The sequence below is a fragment of the Saccharospirillum mangrovi genome (genome assembly GCF_003367315.1).
GTDB lineage: Bacteria > Pseudomonadota > Gammaproteobacteria > Pseudomonadales > Natronospirillaceae > Saccharospirillum > Saccharospirillum mangrovi.
On sequence record NZ_CP031415.1, the window covers coordinates 2349021 to 2365702 of the forward strand.

Consider the following 16682-nt stretch of genomic DNA (forward strand, 5'->3'; position numbering starts at 1 on the left):
TAAAAAGGGAGTTACCGTCAGGTAGCTCCCTTTTTCGTATCGGGCGTTCAGCGTCTTCCGTTAAGCGTCTCCCACTGCGACTCAGCTCTCCTTGGCCGACACTCTAACGCCCTTGCGTTCCGCTTCGCTCGCCAACACATGCGCATAAATTTCAGCGACATCGGCAGCAAACCGATCGATGGCGAAGTCGCGTGCAAAACTCAGAGCCTGATCGGCCAAACGCTCACGCTCGTCATCGTTTTCCAGTAATTGCTGCACGCGTTCAACCCATTGGGTGCGGTCTTCGCGCGTTTTAAAACCGTTGAAGCCTTCGCGCACCACATCGTCGATACCGCTGGAACGCACCGCCACCACCGGCAAACGCGCGGCCATGGCTTCGAGGATCACCATGCCCTGGGTTTCCGATTTCGAGGCAAACAAAAACGCATCGCCGAGCTGGTAATAAACCGCCATGTCATCTGGCGGCACCGGGCCGACCAGATGTACGCAGTCGCTCAAATTCTTATCGTCGATGCGTTGCTGCAAAGCCGCGCGTTCTTCGCCATCGCCAATCAACAAACACTTGAACGAACGCGCACTGCGGCGACGCAATTCCGCCAATGCATCGATCATAAAACCGATGTTTTTTTCTTTGCTCAGTCGCGACACCGACACAAACACACAATCGTCTGCGCTGATGTTCCATTGGTCGCGCAACTTTTCCATCGCCGCTTCATCGCGCTGCTGAAAACGTTCAAAATCGATACCGGTTGGCTGCACGTACAAATTCGTAGTCACGCCAATTACACGCAGATATTCCTCGGCCGATTGCGTTGGCACAATCACACCGGCGCAGCGATTGGCAAAACGCCGCACCAGGCTGTGCGAAATCCAGTTACGGAACAACGGCCCTGGCAGCGGCACGTAATGGGCGTAATGTTCCAACCGCGTGTGGTAGGTGTACACCGCTGGCACACGCAACGCCTTGGCCCATAACAGCCCAAACCAACCCAGCCAGAACGGATGGTGGATGTGCACCACCTCTGGTTTGAACGCCATCATCGCTTTGCGGGCACGCCGGGAAATGGGATTAGCCATGCGGAATTCACCGCCTTTGCCCAACGCCATCCAGGAACGCAACCGCACAATCTCTTCCGGGTTTTCATCCTTTTTCTGATCGCGGTAACTCGGTGAAACAATCATCACCTTATGCCCCAGCGTCACCAGGCCGCGCCGCAATCGCTCAATGGAAATCGGCACGCCGCCGATAAAGGGCAAATAGTTATTGGTGACCATCAACACACGCAGTGGCTTGTTGCGGAACGGCTCCACATCCAGATCGAAATTCGGGTAGTAATCGCGGTCAACAAAAAGACGGGTATAGAGCTTGATGGCAACCGCCATCAGGGCGAGTAACACCAACAGAAAATTCAACCGACCGACGTAAAACAGCGAGTGAATAAAGAGCCACAAACTTTCCAGCGTTTTCATCAGCTGGTTCTGGCCGATGTCCAACCGTTTCATATCGATGCTGACGTTGTCGCCATCCACGCTAACGCTGACGTAGTGGTAAAAACTGGTGTCGTTGTTCAGCACCAGACCACCCGCGCCGCCAGTGGCGATATAGAGAATGCCTTTGTGTTCCTGGCGATCAAACAAATGCAGGTCGGACGAAAATACCGCTGTTACCTGATAACGACTGAACAGCGTCATTAAGTCTTGCCCGAAGGGGGTATCGACCAGATAGTCTTCGGCGAAATCCACCGGCGAGTCGAGTTCGGGTTTTAAGAAGGCGTCGCCCAAAAACACAAAGCGATGCTGCGGTTGCTCGTCCAGTAATTGTTGTTTCAGCCAATACAATTGAAAGTTGTAGGCGTCCGGGTCGGTGGTATCGAGAAAAATAAACTGGCTGTTGCCGGCTTTGAACGAGTAAAAATACGGGCCGAAATGTTCGTAGAAATGAAACGACCCAAAGATGCTCGATTCGTTTTCGCCAACGGTTAACAGATACGGCATCTCAAGATGGCTGAGCGAGCGATACAGCGCCCGGTATTTATCTTCACCACCGCCGCTGACGGCGTTACCCGCCGAGACTAAAAAATCCGTTTCATTCTGGTTGATGATCGGAATCATGGTGCGTTCAAACACCCCGACTGAGTTGTTGATATTACCGACCACGGTAAACGATAACTGGCTCTTACCGGCGAGTTCCGACTGCACCCGTTCAATCTGATCGGCGTGTACGGCGGAAAAATCCTGTTCGAAATAAATCAGATAAATGCGATAGCCGACCAACGCCAGAATCAGCATAACGATGATGTAAAAAATGACCTTCAGCCGCCGCGGCGAAAACCAGCGTTTGAGCGTCATGGACGAACTCCGTCAGTCAATTCCCGGTGCGTAACAAAGAGGCCAATCAACAGACCCAGATAAATGGTCAAAACGCGCCAGCCCACGGTTACCAACACCAGATGGCTGACCGTCAACACATCGGAAAACAAGTGACCAAACACGCCTTCGGCAATGCCCGATGCGCCGGGCGTGGGCGAGAAATACATGATAAAGGTAGTGATGACCATGCGGCCGATCACCAGCCAGTATTCCAGATCGTAACCCAGCGCCCACAGCAGCACCGCCGGGAACGAGAACAGCGATAACAGGAACAATGCCGTGAACAACCAGGACGCCAGAATGTCGCGCCAGCGACCGGAAAAATACTGTCCAAAACCCTGAGCAAAACGGCGCAATTCACGCACCAGCCGATACCGCCAACGGCGTTGCCGATGTGCGGAAATCAGCTGCACGGCCTGCAATAGTTTCAGTACCAACAACAGCGGCCGCGCCAACCAAGAGGGCCTTAATAACAGCACGGCGAAAAAGCTCAGATACAGAACCACGCAGACGATCAATGTAGGAATTAACGACGATTGTTGTGCGGCGGCTTCGGCACCGGGCAACGTCAGCAACAACACCGGCGTGGCACCAAAAATAAACAACACCGCCAAAACGGTGCGAATGGTGGTGGCGGTCATGGCGGTGCCGATGGCGACGCCGTGTCGGCGTAAAAACCAGACCTGCGCAAAGCCACCACCGGTTGCCAACGGCGTTACGTTGGATACAAAAATATTCAGGAACACCAGCCGCGCCATGGCCGACATTGGCACGCGCTCACCCAGGGCGCGCAAGGTAAACCAAAGCCGCAAACCATCGGCGCAAAAGTACACCAGCAACAGCAACGCATAACCCAACAGCGCCGCTGGCGATAACAAGCGACGGTCCCACTGCAACGCCTGGCCGGCCAACTGGTGATAGACGGTGTAAACCCCCGCCAGGCTCAGCCCGACAAACAGCAAGGTGAACCACAGCAGGCGGCGATAATTGGGTGTGCCGCTAGTGTTGTTTGAGGCCATCGTGTTTGCGGCGGTAGTGGACGCCCGGTCGCTCATATCATTCCCTGGTTTGGCTGCGTTTTTTTTCACACAAAACTTTGCACACAAAAGAAAGCCCGGCATGCCGAAGCAAACCGGGCACAAGCAAAAGAGATGGGTCTGGCGCTGTTCGAATCAAGTCCGGGCGGAATAATGCCAAACGTTTACAGGCCGGTGTCGCCATCGTATTTGGGCAGTCCGTCGTCGTACGGGCCGGACCAGGATGGACGATCGGCGTAGAAAATATGCTCCACCGGTCGGGTATCCGGCTCGTCATCCAGAATGCCCAGCGCCAATCCGACGATGCCCGGACGTTCGTGATCGATAAACAACAGGGTCGAGCCACAGACGCGGCAGAAGGCGCGACTGGCGATGTCCGACGAACGATACATCTGCACCAGGTCTTCGCCCTGTTCGTACACCAGATCATCGACCTTCACATTGATGTAGCTGCCGAACGCCGCACCGTGTTGTTTGCGACACATGGAGCAGTGGCAATGGCTGGCGGTATTGGGCTGCAAAACGGCGCGAATTTTTACGCCGCCGCATAAACAGGACGCGCGCGATTCGCTCATAACGCAGCCTTAATTTTGTCGGCCAGTGTTTGCAGTTCGGCCGGGTCGGCCATCACGCTGCCGTGCGGTTTGCGCAGGTCGGCAATGGAACCAGGAATGATGTGGAAATGGACGTGCGGCACGGTCTGGCCGGCGCCCTTACCATTCAACTGAAACAGCACAATGCCCGGTGCATCAAGTGCGCTTTTTACCGCCGCGGCGACTTTGCGCACGGTGCGCATCCAGGCGGCCGAAGCTTCGTCGGTTAATTCGAAAATGGTTTCGGCGGCCATTTTTGGAATCACCAGGGTGTGGCCTTCGGCCTGCGGCATGATGTCCATAAAGGCAAGTGTCTGGTCGTCTTCGTACACCTTGATGGCCGGGATGTCGCCACGCAGCATCTTGGCGAAAACATTGTCCGAGTCGTAGGCCATGGTAAGCTCCGCACACTGAAAAAGGTTGCGCCAGCTTAGCGGAAATTGCGGCGGCACAAAACGGCGCACCGCCATCACAGGAAACCCGCATGACTGTCTTCAACCTGGGTTCGATCAACCTGGATCATCTGTATCGTGTCGACCATTTTGTGCGCCCCGGCGAAACCCTGGCATCGACCGATTACCGTACCTTGCTGGGCGGCAAAGGCGCCAACCAATCCATCGCTTTGGCGCGCGCCGGCGCGGCAGTCAAACACATCGGCGCCATCGGCAAGGCCGACGCCTGGGTGCTCGAGCAACTGGCCGACGCTGGCGTACAGACCGACGCCATTGCCCAGCTCGATAGCGCCAGCGGCCACGCCATCATTCAGCTCACCGCCGCGGCCGAAAACGCCATTCTGATTTACGCCGGCACCAACCATTTATTGACTGGCGCGCAAATCGACCGCGCGCTTGCCAACGCCCAAGCTGGCGACTGGCTGTTGTTGCAGCAGGAAACCAACGCATTAAGCGAGGCGATGACGGCGGCCAAACAACGCGGCATGCGCATCGCCTACAACCCGGCGCCGATGATCGCCGAGGCGGTGAAGCCGTTGCTGGGCCAGGTTGATCTGTTAATCGTCAACGAAGTTGAGGCCATGGATTTAACCGGCACCGACAGCGTTGCTGACGCCGAAGCGGCGTTACAGCGCGACTACCCGGACCTGCGCATATTAATGACGCTCGGCCACGCCGGTGTGGTGTACATCCATCAAGCCGAACGCGTCAGCGTACCGGCGTTTAAAGTTGAAGCGGTCGATACCACGGCCGCCGGCGACACCTTTATCGGCTATTGCCTGGCAGCGCTGGTGGCGGAGTTAGACATCGCCACAGCACTGCGCCGCGCCAACGCCGCTGCGGCCCTGTGCGTAACCCGTTTGGGCGCATCGGTCGCCATTCCCGAGTCGGCCGAGGTCGACGCTTTTTTATTGCAGCAACAGGACTGAGCCATGACTCAACGCATCATCATCGACACCGACCCGGGCATCGACGATGCCATGGCGATTCTGTTTGCCTTTCGTTCGCCCGAACTCAAGGTGGAAGGTCTGACCAGTATTTTCGGCAACGTCAGCGCTGAGCGCGGCGCCCGCAATGCGCTGACGCTCTGTCAGTTGGCCGGCGTTTCCGTTCCGGTTGCACAGGGTGCAGCCGTGCCGGTGGAGATGGCACCACGGCCGCATTCGGATTACGTGCACGGCAGCGATGGCTTCGGCAACATCGACTGGCCGCAGGCCGATGGCGACATCGATTCGCGCTCGGCAGCGCAGTTTATTGTCGATACCGTTCACGCCCACCCGAACGAAGTGACGCTGATTGCGCTCGGTCCGCTGACCAATCTGGCGCTGGCGCTGGAACTCGACCCGGGCATTGCCGGCCTGGTCAAAGAAGTGGTGCTGATGGGCGGGGCGGTGCACGAAACCGGCAACGTCAGCCCGGTCGCCGAAGCCAATGTTATCAACGACCCGCACGCGGCCGACCGAGTGTTTGGCGCCAACTGGCCGGTCACCATGATTGGCTTGGATGTCACCCATCAGGTGTTGCTGAAAACCGCCGTGCTGGCGCGCATCGAAGCGGCCAATCCCGAACAGGGCGGCTTTCTGAACAAAGCGGCGCAGCATTATTTCGATTTTTACCGGGGCGCTTTAGGCATCGATGGCTGTTATTTCCACGACGCTGCGACCGTGGCTTATGTGCTCGACCCCAGTCTGTTTGGTTGCCGCCACGGCCGTATTCGCGTCGCGACCGAAGGCCTGGCGTTGGGCCAGACCATGATGGCGCCGGAAGGCCGCGACTTTCCGACGCCCGGTTGGGAAAACCGGCCGCTGATCAAAATCGCCTTCGAAGTCGATGACGTACGTGTGCTCAAACTGTTCGAGCAACGCCTCAGCGGAACCGACGCCTGATGTTCGATCTGGTTTGGTGGCTCGCCGCAACGGCGCTCGCTGCTGGCTGTCTGATTCAGACCGCGCTCGGTTTCGGCATGGCGGTGCTGGCCGCGCCGATCATCGTGGTGTTACGCCCGGAATGGGTGCCGGTGGTGTTGACGGTCACTGCGCTGGTGCTGTCGGTGATGAACGTCTGGCATCTGCGCCGCGACATTCAACTGCGCGTCATGCTCGCGCCCTTTATTACCCGCATTCCCGGCACGTTGTTGGGCGCCTGGATTCTGGTGCATTTGCCGGTGCAGGCGTTGCAGATTCTGGTCGCGGCAGCGGTGTTGCTGGCGGTTCTGGTCAGCGCTTTGGGCCGTGCTTTTGAAGCGACCCCGGCCCGGCTCGGTTGGGCCGGTTTTATCTCCGGCATCATGGGCACCACCACCTCGATTGGCGGCCCGCCGATGGCGCTGGTGATGCAACACGGCCAGGCGCGCACCACCCGCGCCAACCTGGCGCTGTATTTCGGTTACAGCTGCGTGCTGTCGCTGCTCAGTTATCAGTTTGCTGGCTTGTTGTCGCCACGGCTGTGGCTGGAAAGCCTGTCGTTTGTGCCCGCCGCCCTGCTCGGTTTTGCGCTCGGGCGTTTGTGCCAGAACTGGGTCGATAACCGTTTCCGGCCGCTGTTGCTGATTCTGTGTTCGGTGTCGGCTGGTCTGGCGCTCAGCGGCGCGCTCTTCGCCCACGGCTGAACCCAATGTAAGCCGTAAGACAGTGGTCAAATCGCTGTGCTAAGGTGGGCGCGTCGCGCTCGCCGGCGGAGGAAATCGCATGAACAACCCTAAGCAAAGTCTGGTCTGGATGGGCCTGTATCTGGCCATTGTTCTGGGCGTTTGCGCGCTGATTTACGCGCCGCTGTCGCGCGCCTTTATGGCGAATTGGGTGTTCAACGGTTTGATTCTGGCGGTGCTGTTGGCGGGCATCGCCATGAGTTATCGCCAGGTGATTCGGCTGCTGCCGGAAATGCAGTGGGTGGCAAGGTTTCGGACCGGTCGCGGCAATGCCTTTGGCAACGTGACACCGAAATTGCTGATGCCGCTGGCGCGCCAGCTGGGCGACGATCTGCAACACGAACGTGTCACATTGACCGCCATGTCGTTGACCACGCTGCTCGACGGCATTCGTTCCCGACTCGATGAAGCGCGCGAGCTGTCGCGCTATATGATCGGCCTGCTGGTGTTCCTCGGTCTGCTCGGCACCTTCTGGGGGTTGCTTGGCACCATCGACGCCATCGGCCGCGTCATCCTCGATCTGAACCTGGGCGACCGCCCGTTCAACGAGGTTTTCCGCGATCTGCAAGCCGGTTTACTGGAACCGCTCAATGGCATGGGCACCGCGTTCAGCTCATCGCTGTTTGGCCTGGGCGGCTCCCTGGTGCTGGGCTTTCTCGACATCCAGGCCGGCCACGCCCAGAACCGTTTCTTCAACAGCCTGGAAGAATGGTTGATCGGCCTGACGCAGTTGGTCGAGATCAACACCGATGGCACCGAAATTCTCACCGACGCACTGACGCCCGAAGAACTGGCCGAACAGATTCGCCGACTGGACGCGGAAAACCGGCAATTAAAACGCCAGCTCGGTTTCGTTGACGAGCCCTGAGCCTGGAGCCTGATTGATGGCCAGCCGCCGCCGACCCACCACCGCACTGAACATCTGGCCGGGCTTTGTCGATGCCCTGTCGGCGCTGCTGCTGTTGCTGGTGTTTGTGGTGATGATCTTCACGCTGGCGCAGGTGTTTCTGGCGCAGACGCTCGCCAACCGCGACACCCAGCTCGACAGCCTCAGCGCGCAACTCGCCGATATCGCCGCCGCTTTGCGATTGGAACAAACCAGCAACGAGGACCTGCGTTCAGCGCTGCAAGACAGCCAGGACCGCGGCTCCGAACTGATCGAGGCGCTGGACGCCTTGCAGGCACAAAGCGACGCCGACCAAGCGCGATTGGCCGCCGAACGCGCCAACAATGCCGACTTGGAAGCTCAGCTATCGCAACGCAACGAGCGGCTGGATGAACTTGGTGCCCGTCTGGATGCCAGCCGCCAATCGCTCGATGAAGAACGTACGCTGTCGGCCAGCGCTCGCGCCGAAGTGGAACGGCTCAGCGCCGCCATCGCCCAATTAAGAACGCAGTTGGACACCATCAGTGCCGCGCTGGCGCGTGAAGAAGCGCTGCGTGCCGAACGCGAAACGGAACTGGCGGATTTGGGTGAGCGGCTGAACATCGTGCTGGCCGAACGGGTCAACGAACTCGAACAATACCGCTCCGAATTCTTTGGTCGCTTACGCCAGGTGTTGGTCGATAACCCGGACATCCGCATCGAAGGCGACCGCTTTGTCTTACCGTCGGAACTCTTTTTCGATTCGGCGTCGGCAACACTGGGCGATTCGGGCCGGGTGGAACTGACCAAGGTCGCCGCGACCTTGACCGACATCACCGCTGAAATGCCCGACGATCTGAACTGGATTTTACGCATCGACGGCCACACCGATGCCCGCCCGATCAGCACCGAGCGTTTTCCATCCAACTGGGAGTTATCGACCGCCCGGGCGGTGTCGGTAGTGCGTTTCCTGGCTGACCAAGGCATTCCACCGGAGCGGCTGGCGGCCACCGGCTTCGGCGAACACCACCCGCTCGACCCGGCCAATACCGAAGCCGCCTTCCAGCGCAACCGCCGTATTGAGATCAAACTCACCGAACGCTGAGCGGCGGTTTGAGAGTTTGTCTCATTGCGCGCCTTCTTTTACCATGGCGGCCCTTTTTTTGACCGACGCACACCATGATCCGAGCCTTTTTAAGTAATCTTCACGGTGCCCTGGCGGCCATTACCCTGGTGGTCTACACCCTGACCCTGGGCGTCTTCCTTTATCTGTTCATCATCCTGCGCGCCGTGCTGCGGTTCCCTGCCGCTCGCAAGCGATTCCACAGCGCCATCACCGAGGTGGCGGAGGTGTGGATGGGCGGCATTCTGTGGTGGATGAAAACCCTGCACCGCACTCGCTGGGACATCGGCGACCTGGGTAAGCTCAACCCCAAAGGCTGGTATCTGATCACCGCCAACCATCAATCCTGGGCCGACATCTTTGTGCTGTTCAAGATGTACCACCGCAAGATTCCGCTGCTGAAATTCTTCATCAAGAAAGCCTTGATGCGCGTTCCCGTCGCCGGCCAGGCCTGGTGGGCGCTGGACTTCCCGTTTATGCAGCGCCATTCCAAGGCGTATCTGGAGAGACATCCGGAGAAGGCCGGGCAAGATCTGGAAGCCACCAAAAAGGCGTGCGAACGGTTTTCCAAAGTGCCGACCAGCGTAATGAACTTCCTCGAAGGCACCCGCTTTGACCAGGCCAAACACGACGAACAGCAGTCACCCTATCGGCATTTGCTCAAGCCGAAGGCGGGCGGTCTGGCGTTCACCATCGCCGCTTTGGGCAACAAATTCAGCGCCCTGACCAACGTCACCATCGCCTACCCGGCCGGTGCACCGTCGTTCTGGGATTTGATGTGCGGCCGTATGCGCGAAGTCATCGTCAAGGTCGAAGAACTGCCGATTCCGCCCCACTTCACCAGCGGCGACTACCAGAACGACGCCAGCTTCCGCGAAGAATTCCAGGCCTGGGTGACTCAGTTGTGGGAACGCAAAGATCGCCTGCTGGATGAAATGCTGCCGAGCCAGGGCAAGTAATGTTCGTTAAACCACGACTGGTAGCGAACCACTTCGGCGTTCTGCCGGTCGTGCAGAATGTTCACCACTTCCATGGCAACCAGCGCCATGGTTTGCATCACCTGGCGCACCAGGCTGCCTTCTGACCAAGGGCAGCCGGGCCAGGCTGAGCGATACAACCTGACGTAATTTCCTACCACCGCCTCGTTCGCCAACCCCGGAATCAAGGGTGCCAAATCGATGGCAGGCGTTGCCTGAGCCAACCGCTCCCAATCGAATAACACCGCCTCGCCACTGGCGCGTCGCCCCCAATTGCCGTGGTTGGTATCGCCGGATACCAGACATTGTGGTTCCAGCAACACATCGACTTCGTCGTACCAGGGTTTTAGTCGTTGCCTTATGGAGCCGCGTTGCTCCTTGGGAAAATGCTGCAACGCCCGCTCGCCTTCGGCTGGCGTCCAGGGAAAAGTAAACAGTTGCTGTGAGTCCACGCGAATGGTGTTTTGATGCAGGCGCGCTAAGGGTTCGAGCAAGTCTCGACTGAGTGTTTCCCGCGCGCCAATGGGATGTGGAATGTATTCAAACAACGCACCTTCGCCTCGCCATGCCGCAACCTCGGGTGTCGGCGGCCCCTGATATTGCGGGTGATTTGCCAGGTAACGATAAAAATAGGTTTCGGTGCGGTTTAACGGGGTTTTATGGATAACGGTCCGGCCCTGGACGTTCAGCCGTTTGACACGCGCCACGCCCATCGCTGCCAGATCGTCCGACATCGGTACTGCCTTAATCGTCCTGCCAGCGCGCCAGCCGTTGCTGATCGCTGTCGCGCGATTCCACCCAGTGGCTGCCTTTCGGGCCTTTTTCTTTCTTCCAGAAAGTCGCTTCGGTTTTCAGGTGGTCCATGATGAACGACGCGCCGTCGAACGCGGCCTGGCGGTGTGGGCTGGATACGCCGACAAAAACGATGTCATCGGCCGGGTACAAATCGCCATAGCGATGCACGACCCGAATTCGACTGAGCGGCCAACGTTGGGCGGCGCGCTGCGCGATGCTGGCCAGAGTCTTTTCGGTCATGCCCGGATAATGTTCCAGGTGCAGGCTGGTAACGGCTTCATCGTTGTTCATATCCCGCACCCGGCCGACGAAAAACACCACGGCGCCATCGTTGCGATTGCCGGCACACAGGGCGTCGTATTCCTGCTGGATATTGAAGGCTTCGGCTTGTACGCGAATCACACGCATGGTTTCGTTAGCCACCGGTCACCGGCGGAAAGAGCGCCACCTGATCGCCGGGTTTGAGGTCGATGTTGCCGTTGACCACTTCTTCGTTGACCGCTCGGGTCAAGGGTTGCTGCAAGGCATCACTCCACTGTGGGTGCTGGGTTTGCAGCCAGTTCATCAGCTTGTCGAGGTTGGGAGCCTGATCCGCCGGAATGGCGATTTCGGCGATGCCGATCTGTTCGCGAAGTCGAGCAAAAAACTTTAATTGGACGGTTCTCATTCGGTAATTCCGGTTGCGTGAATCGAACGCACCGGCGGCCTCGCGCCCTTCCCTGGCCGACAGTCAGGCTTGCCAGTGCCCGCTTTTGCCACCGCGCTTTTCCAAGACTTTCAATCCTTCGATGCGCATGGCAGGGTCGATGGCCTTGACCATATCAAAGAGCGTCAAGGCAGCGACCGAGGCGGCCGTCAGCGCCTCCATTTCCACTCCTGTCTTACCGTCGAGTTTGCACCAGCTTTCGATGCGCACCCGCCCCTGATCCGCCTGCAATGTGAGGTCCACCGCCACCTTGGTCAACATCAGGGGGTGGCACAACGGGATCAGGCTGGATGTCTGTTTCGCGCCCTGGATGCCGGCAACCCGGGCCACACCAAAGACATCCCCCTTATGATGATCGCCTGCTTCAATTCGCGCCAGCGCTTCGGCGTTCATGTAGACGTAAGTCTCAGCCCGCGCCTCGCGTGTGGTCACGGCTTTGGTGGTGACATCGACCATATTGGCGTGACCGCTTTGATCGATGTGGCTGAAGTCACTCATGCGTGCTGACCTTCAACACCGGCGACGGCCTTCAAGTGGGTCACAAAGTTACAGGGTTTGTGGCTGGCATCCAACTGCTGCGCCAGAATGCCATCCCAACCGGTGCGGCAGGCGCCGGTCGAACCCGGCAGACAAACCACCAGCGTGCCATTGGCCAAACCGGCCAGGGCGCGGCTTTGCACGGTCGAGGTGCCGACATCCTGATAAGACAACTGGCGGAATAATTCGCCAAAGCCGGTGACTTCTTTATCCAGCAGCGGCGCGATGGCTTCCGGCGTGGAGTCGCGGCCGGTAAAGCCGGTGCCGCCGGTAAGAATGACCACCTGAACATCGGCGCTGGCGATCCAGCGGGAGACGTGCATGCGCAAGGCGTAGCAGTCGTCCTTTTCAATTAACCGTTCGACAACCTTGTGCCCCGCCTCGGTAGCGCGCTCGGCCAGCAACTGGCCGGAGGTGTCATTACTGGCGTTGCGGGTGTCGGACACCGTCAGAACGGCGATGTTTAATGGCAACAATTGAGCAGCGACCTGGCTCATGAACACTCCTGGATGAATCGCTGGTTGACCAACGTCAACCACCGATGATGCTGAGATTAGACGTTGCGCCGCTGTCGCCCTGATGCAACAGATGCGTCGGCGCTTTGTGTTGAATCAATTCAATCAACCGGGCCTGCAGCGCTTCAGTCGCCACCTCCGGTTGCAGCCAGGGACGCAGATCGAGCCCCTGTTCAGTAAACAAACACAGGTGCAATTTGCCGGTACTGGAGACGCGCAGGCGGTTGCAACTGGAACAAAAGTCCGGGCTGTAAGGCATGATCAAACCAATGCGACCGGCGTAGTCCGGATGCCAGAATTCTTCCGCCGGGCCGGCATCGCGTGCACGTAAAATCGGCTGCCAACCGTCGTCCAACAACCGCTGCTTCACACCCTGGCCGCTCAGATGATGCTGGCGGAAAAACACCGCCTGATCGCCAGTCTGCATCACCTCGATAAAACGCAGTGTGACCGGCGTGTGCTTCAGCCATTCCAAAAAGCGTGACAGCTGGTTGTCCAATCCGCGCATCAGCAAGGCATTGACCTTGGTATTAATGCCAAGTTCCAACGCCCGGTCCAAACCCGTCAGCACTTCGGCCAATCGGTCGTGGCCGGTGATTTCATGGAACTGCTCTGCATCGAGGCTGTCGATCGACAGGTTCAATTGCTGCAAACCGGCGCGGTGCCAATAGTCGATGCGTTGCGGCAGTTTGTAGCCATTGCTGGTTACCGCCACTTGCCGAATACCAGGCGTGTTGACCGCAGTTTCGATGATGTCGGGTAGATCGGGACGCAAGCTGGGTTCGCCGCCAGTGAGACGGACTTTTTCCGTGCCCAGGGCGGCAAAGGCGCGCAACGTCTGGCGGATTTCGGACAGATTCAAAAAGGCCGCATCCGGACGGCCTTGGTAACCGTCGGGCAGGCAATATTGGCAACGGAAGTTGCACACATCGGTGATGGACAGTCGCAAATAGTAAAAGCGACGGCCCAGGGCGTCTTGCAGCATGTTCCACCTTTCCAAATACGGGAGGCGAGGCGGTTTCCCGCCCCACCCTGTCGTCCGTCGTTAGAAACGACGAGCGAGGCCCGGCAATCGTATTTTGATTCTCATCAGAACTCTGACTTGAACCGAAACTTAGACCGCTCGGGCTCGGTGAGGTTCCGCTCAGTTTAGTGCACCGCAACAGCACTGACTACGGCTGGATGTGGTTCAGACGAATTTGAGGTTGTCTTCTTCGAAGGACGCGCCGTTCTGGGTGTCGCGATGTGGCAGGTGATAACTCTGGCGCAGGGTGTCGCCGTCGTAGGAATGCAGATGCACATCAAAGCCCCACAACCGATGCAGATGTCGCAACACCTCTTCGGCGTCTTTGTTCAACGGAATGTTGTTGTGGCGACGATGGTGCAACGTCAGAGCGCGATCACCGCGCAAGTCGACATCCACTACTTGGATGTTGGGCTCACGATTGGACAGATTGTATTGCTCGGCCAGCACCGCCCGCAACTGGCGATAGCCCTGCTCATCATGAATGGCGCTGATGCTGTATTCGCTTTCGTCTTCGTCGTCAAAGACAGCAAACAGATGCATGTCACGCATCACTTTGGGCGATAAAAACTGCTGGATAAAACTTTCGTCTTTGAAATTTTCCATGGCGAAATGCAAGGTATCGAGCCAGTCGCCACCGGCGATCTCCGGAAACCATTCACGGTCTTCATCGGTTGGTGCTTCGCACATCCGTTTCAAATCACGATAAATATTGAAGCCCAGAGTGTAAGGGTTCAGACCGGAATAATACGGCGAGTCATACGACGGCTGATAAACCACCGCTGAATGACTGGCGAGAAATTCCATCATAAACCCTTCAGTGATATAGCCACGGTCGTACAGTTCATTCATCAGGGTGTAATGCCAGAAACTGGCCCAGCCTTCGTTCATCACCTGAGTCTGACGCTGCGGGTAAAAATACTGCGCCAGCTTGCGCACGATACGCACCAGCTCACGTTGCCAAGGCTCCAGCAGCGGCGCATTTTTTTCGATGAAATACAGCAGATTTTCCTGCGGCTCGGCCGGGTAGCGTTTCTTGCGTTTGGTTTCGGTTTTGTCTTCGTTAACCGGAATGGTACGCCACAACAAATTCACCTGTTGTTGCAGGTAGGCTTCGCGTTCTTCCTGGCGGGCACGCTCTTCGGCAGCTGAAATCGGTGAAGGTCGTTTGTAGCGGTCAACACCGTAGTTTTGCAACGCATGGCAGGAATCGAGAATGTGTTCGACTTCGGCAACACCGTAACGTTCTTCGCACTGAATCACATAATTTTTGGCGAACACCAGATAATCGATAATGGCCGTCGCGTCGGTCCATGTTTTGAATAAGTAATTATTTTTGAAAAACGAGTTGTGGCCATAGCAGGCATGAGCGATTACCAGTGCCTGCATCGGCATGGTGTTCTCTTCCATTAAATAGGCAATGCATGGGCTGGAATTAATGACGATTTCATACGCCAGCCCCATAAAACCACGCTGATAATTTTGCTGCGTCTGCAAAAACTGTTTTCCATACGACCAGTGGTGGTAACCGACCGGCATACCGATGGATGAATAGGCGTCCATCATCTGTTCAGAGCTGATGATTTCGATCTGGTTCGGATAAGTATCCAGCCGGAATTCCTGGGCAATTTCAGCGATAACGCTGTCGTATTCCTGAATCAGTTCAAAGGTCCATTCGCTGCCGGTGGAAATCGGTTTGTTGGTCATGCGGACTTCCTCTGGAACAACTGACGGAATACCGGATAGATGTCGCCCGGGTCGATGATTTGCTCCATGGCAAAGTGGTCTGAATGTTCGGCGCGTACATCTTCGTAGGCGTACCAGAGTGCCTGATGGTCGCGCGGTGTTATTTCGATGTAGGAGTAATATTGCACCAGCGGCATGATGGCTTTGGCGAGCAAATCTTTGCACTGGGGTGAATCGTCGTTCCAGTTGTCGCCATCCGACGCCTGGGCGGCGTAAATGTTCCAGGCACTGGGCGGATAACGATCTTTGATCACATCCAACATCATGCGCAGCGCGCTGGAAACAATGGTGCCGCCGGTTTCTCGGCTGTAGAAAAATTCCTCTTCGTCCACCTCTTTAGCGCTGGTGTGATGGCGGATAAACACCACTTCGATTTTTTCGTAATTGCGACGCAAAAACATATACAGCAACAGGAAAAACCGCTTCGCCATATCTTTGGTGTTTTGCGTCATCGACCCCGACACATCCATCAGGCAAAACATTACGGCGGCGTTGCTGGGCATGGGTACTTTTTCGCTGCGGTTGTAGCGCAGATCAAAGTCATCGATAAACGGCAACCGTTTGATTTTGGTTTCCAGCCGCTCTTTTTCTTCCAACCATTCGCTCAGTTGTTGGCCGTCGCGCAACGCTTCGTCTTTCGCTTGCTCTGCTTCGATCAGCGCTTTGAGTTCTTTGACCCGACGCCGCGACTTGCCACTCAAGGCAATACGTCGCGCCTGTGCATTGCGCATCGACCGCACCACGTTGATGCGGTTCGGTACGCCCTGATTGGTAAAACCGGCATGGCGGTAAACAAAGTCACTCATCTGCTTGAGGTCTTTGCGCACCAGATTGGGCAGTTCCAAATCTTCGAACAAAAATTCCAGGAATTCGTCCTGAGTGATGTTGAAAGTGAAGTCGTCCAGGCCTTCGCCGCTGTTGGATGCCTGGCCGCCCTGCCCCTGGCCCGCACCGCCTTGGGGTTTGCGAATGCGGTCGCCGGTGGAAAATTCTTTGTTGCCAGGGTTCACCGTGGTCCGGGTGCCGCCCTGGCCGTGACCAAACGCCGGCTCGTGAATGTCTTCGGAAGGAATGGAGATGGATTCGCCGTGTTCCATGTCGGTGATGGAACGTTTGTTCACGGCTTCGTCGACCGCCTTTTTGATGTGCTTGCGGTAACGTTCCAGAAAACGCCGCCGGTTGACGGCGCTCTTGTTTTTGCCATTCAGGCGACGATCAATAACATAGCTGTTGATCATGGTTCGACCTCGTCAGTGGCCAAGTGGCCGTCAGAGTCGACATCCGGTCTGCACCCA

18 protein-coding genes and 1 riboswitch are annotated in these 16682 nt (G+C 57.3%); of the genes, 6 read left to right on the forward strand and 12 right to left on the reverse strand.

Translation table 11 applies throughout. The annotated features are described in order from the left end of the window. Positions 1–81: 81 nt before the first annotated feature. The 4 genes from DW349_RS11215 to DW349_RS11230 form a co-directional block, all read right to left on the reverse strand. A complete protein-coding gene (locus tag DW349_RS11215; protein ID WP_108125252.1) occupies positions 82–2349 on the reverse strand; it encodes a glycosyltransferase in 2268 nt (755 codons plus the stop codon). Next, positions 2346–3389: a lysylphosphatidylglycerol synthase transmembrane domain-containing protein gene (locus tag DW349_RS11220; protein WP_108125331.1), complete on the reverse strand. Its 1044-nt coding sequence runs from the start codon at positions 3387–3389 to the stop codon at positions 2346–2348. The genes DW349_RS11215 and DW349_RS11220 overlap by 4 nt, the downstream gene beginning before the upstream one ends. A gap of 182 nt (positions 3390–3571) precedes the next feature. Then, positions 3572–3982, reverse strand: a complete 411-nt coding sequence (locus tag DW349_RS11225; RefSeq protein ID WP_108125251.1) for a GFA family protein — start codon at positions 3980–3982, stop codon at positions 3572–3574. Further along, positions 3979–4395: an HIT family protein gene (locus DW349_RS11230; protein WP_108125330.1), complete on the reverse strand. Its 417-nt coding sequence runs from the start codon at positions 4393–4395 to the stop codon at positions 3979–3981. The genes DW349_RS11225 and DW349_RS11230 overlap by 4 nt, the downstream gene beginning before the upstream one ends. Before the next feature lie 89 nt (positions 4396–4484). Here DW349_RS11230 and DW349_RS11235 point away from each other — a divergent pair, with 89 nt between their 5' ends. From DW349_RS11235 to DW349_RS11260, 6 genes are all read left to right on the forward strand, one after another. Beyond that, entirely contained in the window at positions 4485–5381 is an 897-nt protein-coding gene (locus DW349_RS11235) for a ribokinase (protein ID WP_108125250.1), read from the forward strand. Positions 5382–5384: 3 nt separating this feature from the next. After that, on the forward strand, positions 5385–6338 hold the full coding sequence (locus DW349_RS11240; protein WP_108125249.1) for a nucleoside hydrolase: 954 nt from the start codon (positions 5385–5387) through the stop codon (positions 6336–6338). Continuing rightward, positions 6338–7060 (forward strand): sulfite exporter TauE/SafE family protein, encoded by a 723-nt coding sequence (locus DW349_RS11245; protein WP_108125248.1) that lies wholly within the window; start codon positions 6338–6340, stop codon positions 7058–7060. The genes DW349_RS11240 and DW349_RS11245 overlap by 1 nt, the downstream gene beginning before the upstream one ends. A 79-nt stretch (positions 7061–7139) precedes the next feature. Continuing rightward, positions 7140–7967: a hypothetical protein gene (locus DW349_RS11250; protein ID WP_232819300.1), complete on the forward strand. Its 828-nt coding sequence runs from the start codon at positions 7140–7142 to the stop codon at positions 7965–7967. A 16-nt stretch (positions 7968–7983) separates the two neighbouring features. Then, complete coding sequence (locus DW349_RS11255) at positions 7984–9069, forward strand: peptidoglycan -binding protein (protein WP_108125247.1); 1086 nt, start codon at positions 7984–7986, stop codon at positions 9067–9069. 74 nt (positions 9070–9143) lie between these two features. After that, positions 9144–10046, forward strand: coding sequence for an acyltransferase (locus DW349_RS11260; protein ID WP_198650461.1), 903 nt, complete (start codon positions 9144–9146; stop codon positions 10044–10046). Here DW349_RS11260 and DW349_RS11265 read toward each other — a convergent pair. From DW349_RS11265 to DW349_RS11300, 8 genes are all read right to left on the reverse strand, one after another. Then, complete coding sequence (locus DW349_RS11265; RefSeq protein WP_108125246.1) at positions 9986–10798, reverse strand: phosphotransferase family protein; 813 nt, start codon at positions 10796–10798, stop codon at positions 9986–9988. The two genes, DW349_RS11260 and DW349_RS11265, sit on opposite strands and share 61 nt — an antisense overlap. Positions 10799–10808: 10 nt before the next feature. Continuing rightward, a complete protein-coding gene (gene moaE, locus DW349_RS11270; RefSeq protein WP_368730935.1) occupies positions 10809–11282 on the reverse strand; it encodes a molybdopterin synthase catalytic subunit MoaE in 474 nt (157 codons plus the stop codon). Continuing rightward, on the reverse strand, positions 11275–11526 hold the full coding sequence (locus DW349_RS11275) for a MoaD/ThiS family protein (protein ID WP_108125245.1): 252 nt from the start codon (positions 11524–11526) through the stop codon (positions 11275–11277). Before DW349_RS11275 ends, moaE begins: the two co-directional genes overlap by 8 nt. A gap of 63 nt (positions 11527–11589) precedes the next feature. After that, positions 11590–12063 carry a cyclic pyranopterin monophosphate synthase MoaC gene (moaC, locus tag DW349_RS11280; RefSeq protein WP_108125244.1) on the reverse strand — a complete coding sequence of 158 codons (474 nt, stop codon included), beginning with the start codon at positions 12061–12063 and terminating at the stop codon, positions 11590–11592. Further along, positions 12060–12599: a molybdenum cofactor biosynthesis protein B gene (gene moaB / locus DW349_RS11285; RefSeq protein ID WP_108125243.1), complete on the reverse strand. Its 540-nt coding sequence runs from the start codon at positions 12597–12599 to the stop codon at positions 12060–12062. Before moaB ends, moaC begins: the two co-directional genes overlap by 4 nt. Positions 12600–12633: 34 nt before the next feature. Continuing rightward, entirely contained in the window at positions 12634–13602 is a 969-nt protein-coding gene (gene moaA, locus DW349_RS11290) for a GTP 3',8-cyclase MoaA (RefSeq protein WP_108125242.1), read from the reverse strand. Further along, a riboswitch (molybdenum cofactor riboswitch) is annotated at positions 13591–13764 on the reverse strand. It overlaps the preceding gene by 12 nt. Positions 13765–13806: 42 nt before the next feature. Next, on the reverse strand, positions 13807–15348 hold the full coding sequence (locus tag DW349_RS11295; protein WP_108125241.1) for a SpoVR family protein: 1542 nt from the start codon (positions 15346–15348) through the stop codon (positions 13807–13809). Then, on the reverse strand, positions 15345–16625 hold the full coding sequence (locus DW349_RS11300; protein WP_108125240.1) for a YeaH/YhbH family protein: 1281 nt from the start codon (positions 16623–16625) through the stop codon (positions 15345–15347). Before DW349_RS11300 ends, DW349_RS11295 begins: the two co-directional genes overlap by 4 nt. Positions 16626–16682 lie beyond the last annotated feature (57 nt).

Excerpts from the sequence above, each read along its gene's own strand:
- DW349_RS11260 (WP_198650461.1), top strand. The coding sequence starts at position 9,144 with ATGATCCGAGCCTTTTTAAGTAATCTTCACGGTGCCCTGGCGGCCATT.
- DW349_RS11300 (WP_108125240.1), bottom strand. The coding sequence starts at position 16,625 with ATGATCAACAGCTATGTTATTGATCGTCGCCTGAATGGCAAAAACAAG.
- DW349_RS11220 (WP_108125331.1), bottom strand. The coding sequence starts at position 3,389 with ATGGCCTCAAACAACACTAGCGGCACACCCAATTATCGCCGCCTGCTG.
- DW349_RS11240 (WP_108125249.1), top strand. The coding sequence starts at position 5,385 with ATGACTCAACGCATCATCATCGACACCGACCCGGGCATCGACGATGCC.
- DW349_RS11245 (WP_108125248.1), top strand. The coding sequence starts at position 6,338 with ATGTTCGATCTGGTTTGGTGGCTCGCCGCAACGGCGCTCGCTGCTGGC.
- DW349_RS11275 (WP_108125245.1), bottom strand. The coding sequence starts at position 11,526 with ATGAGAACCGTCCAATTAAAGTTTTTTGCTCGACTTCGCGAACAGATC.
- moaC (WP_108125244.1), bottom strand. The coding sequence starts at position 12,063 with ATGAGTGACTTCAGCCACATCGATCAAAGCGGTCACGCCAATATGGTC.
- DW349_RS11295 (WP_108125241.1), bottom strand. The coding sequence starts at position 15,348 with ATGACCAACAAACCGATTTCCACCGGCAGCGAATGGACCTTTGAACTG.
- moaB (WP_108125243.1), bottom strand. The coding sequence starts at position 12,599 with ATGAGCCAGGTCGCTGCTCAATTGTTGCCATTAAACATCGCCGTTCTG.
- DW349_RS11265 (WP_108125246.1), bottom strand. The coding sequence starts at position 10,798 with ATGTCGGACGATCTGGCAGCGATGGGCGTGGCGCGTGTCAAACGGCTG.
- DW349_RS11225 (WP_108125251.1), bottom strand. The coding sequence starts at position 3,982 with ATGAGCGAATCGCGCGCGTCCTGTTTATGCGGCGGCGTAAAAATTCGC.
- DW349_RS11215 (WP_108125252.1), bottom strand. The coding sequence starts at position 2,349 with ATGACGCTCAAACGCTGGTTTTCGCCGCGGCGGCTGAAGGTCATTTTT.
- DW349_RS11255 (WP_108125247.1), top strand. The coding sequence starts at position 7,984 with ATGGCCAGCCGCCGCCGACCCACCACCGCACTGAACATCTGGCCGGGC.
- DW349_RS11235 (WP_108125250.1), top strand. The coding sequence starts at position 4,485 with ATGACTGTCTTCAACCTGGGTTCGATCAACCTGGATCATCTGTATCGT.
- DW349_RS11250 (WP_232819300.1), top strand. The coding sequence starts at position 7,140 with ATGAACAACCCTAAGCAAAGTCTGGTCTGGATGGGCCTGTATCTGGCC.
- DW349_RS11230 (WP_108125330.1), bottom strand. The coding sequence starts at position 4,395 with ATGGCCTACGACTCGGACAATGTTTTCGCCAAGATGCTGCGTGGCGAC.
- moaA (WP_108125242.1), bottom strand. The coding sequence starts at position 13,602 with ATGCTGCAAGACGCCCTGGGCCGTCGCTTTTACTATTTGCGACTGTCC.